1 protein-coding gene and 1 pseudogene are annotated in these 1912 nt (G+C 60.1%); both read right to left on the bottom strand.

The features are described from left to right. A pseudogene (locus NKJ78_RS30710) lies at positions 1 to 542 on the bottom strand (type I secretion system permease/ATPase); the annotation flags it as partial. Between the two features lie 451 nt (positions 543 to 993). Further along, positions 994 to 1785, bottom strand: coding sequence for a calcium-binding protein (locus NKJ78_RS30705; protein WP_023806358.1), 792 nt, complete (start codon positions 1783 to 1785; stop codon positions 994 to 996). Between the last annotated feature and the right edge of the window lie 127 nt (positions 1786 to 1912).

Raw genomic sequence — 1912 nt, 5'->3', positions numbered from 1 at the left:
TCGGCATTGCAACGCGCTGCTTGCAGCAGACCATTGCGTGCCATGTTGTGGGCAACGGTATCGCTTATCGGCCCTTGCGAGAGAGTGTTGGCAAGGAGTGTCAGAGATGTGAGACCGACCGCCCCGATAAGTGCCGTCATGCCGATCCAGAAATGAAGGAGGAAGCAAATGCCGAGATAAAACAGCATCCATGGCAGATCGAAGAACGCTGTCGGACCGTTTCCACCTAAGAAGCCGCGAACATTGTCGAGATCGCGAAGCGGCTGCAAGCCGTCGCCCGGCATGCGCGTTGAAAGCGGAAGGCGAACGATCGCATCGTGAACGCGTCCGGAAAACTGACCATCGAAACGCTCGCCAATCCGCAGCAGCACGCGGGCGCGCAAAATGTCGAGCAGGCATTGGAACGCATAAAGCCCCGCAGCAAGCACGACGAGCCCCACTAGCGTGGATACGCTGCCACTTGCCAGAACGCGGTCATAGACCTGAAGCATGAACAGCGGCGAGATCAGCGCAAGCACGTTGACCACGCCGCTGATCAACATAATGCCCCAAATCGCGGATGTCAGAGGGAAGGGTCTCAAAGCTGAATCCTTTGGAATGGTTGTCACGTAAGTCTCCGGAGGCTGGCGACCCGGCTCCCTATATTGCTCCCCGACCGGCAACCGACTGCATCCGCTCGCTGGTTCAGGATCAGTGCTCCCGCCGAATATGTTTGGTCCCGGCATTTAATGGAGCGGGTCAACAACACCGTCCGGCTGAAGGTTTGGAAGGGATTCATCGTGGTCGGCCGCAAGGGCCCGAACAGGCGAATCCGCCTCCACACCTTCAGGAGATTTCGGTGCACGACCAGCGCGACGCGCAGGGCTTGGTCAAGCTATCCACGCTGCGACTGCTCCCGGGCGCCCCTCGGGCGCCCCGGCCCAGGCAAGTAGCGGAACGGGAAAGCGCCCGCCCAGGGGGCGGGGCGGGCGCGGTTCCGTATGGGTTTCTGGATCAAACGAAGGTGAAGTCCGACGCGGTCAGGCCTAGGTCGGCCACGGTGACTACACCGCCCAGGTGGGCGAACTCGTGCGCGCTGCCGTCGGCGGTGACATAGGCCAGAGTTGCGAGTCTGTCGGTGTAGCTGCTTTGGTAGACAATGATGTCGCCGGCGTGCTCGCCGGAGATCGCACTCGCCGCCTCATTAGCAGAGTTGAAAGATTCGCCAGTGATCACCACGACGTGTTCGCCGTTCGCACCCGAGGCCGCACCGCTGTAGAAGCTGCTCACCGGGTAGCCGGACTGTATGCTGGCGTTGTTGACGAAGTTCGCGCCAAAACCGTCGTTGTAGAGGCCTACCGCATCGAAGGCGAACTTGTCCTCCGCCGGGTTGAAATCGGTGATAGTGGTAATGTCCGACGTCGACCCGACAACCCCAGGCACCGGATTGTGGAACTGGAACACGAACGTGTCACTGTCGGTGCCCCCGGTCAACGTGTCCTGGCCGTCACCCACGTAGAGGACATCCTGGCCGGGACCGCCGCTGAGCCTGTCATTGTCCTCACCGGAGACGCGCGCGTTGAAGCGGCCGTTGTCGCCGGAGAGATCGTCCCAGCCATCTCCGCCGAAGATGCGGTCGTTACCCTCGCCGCCGATGGCTCGGTCACTGCCCGGGCCACCCGAGATCTCGTCGTTGCCGCCACGACCGTCAATCCAGTCACCGCCCTGGAAACCCTCCATCCAATCTTCACGCTCGGTGCCGATGAGTGTTTCGGCACCCGCGCCACCCTCGATAATGTTTGCCATCGAAAAATACTCCTAATGATGTCCCTGCCTGAGTCGTTCATATTCGTCATCGGACAATTGGAGAAATCGATTGCTTGGATAGGCATACATTTATGAAATGAATGCATTCTCGTTCACTTCGCCCTTC

It is taken from the genome of Mesorhizobium sp. M0037 (assembly GCF_040323635.1).
In the GTDB taxonomy this organism is placed as follows: Bacteria; Pseudomonadota; Alphaproteobacteria; order Rhizobiales; family Rhizobiaceae; genus Mesorhizobium.
Note: the sequence above shows the minus strand (reverse complement) of the source record. Positions and strands in the feature narration are given on the sequence as shown.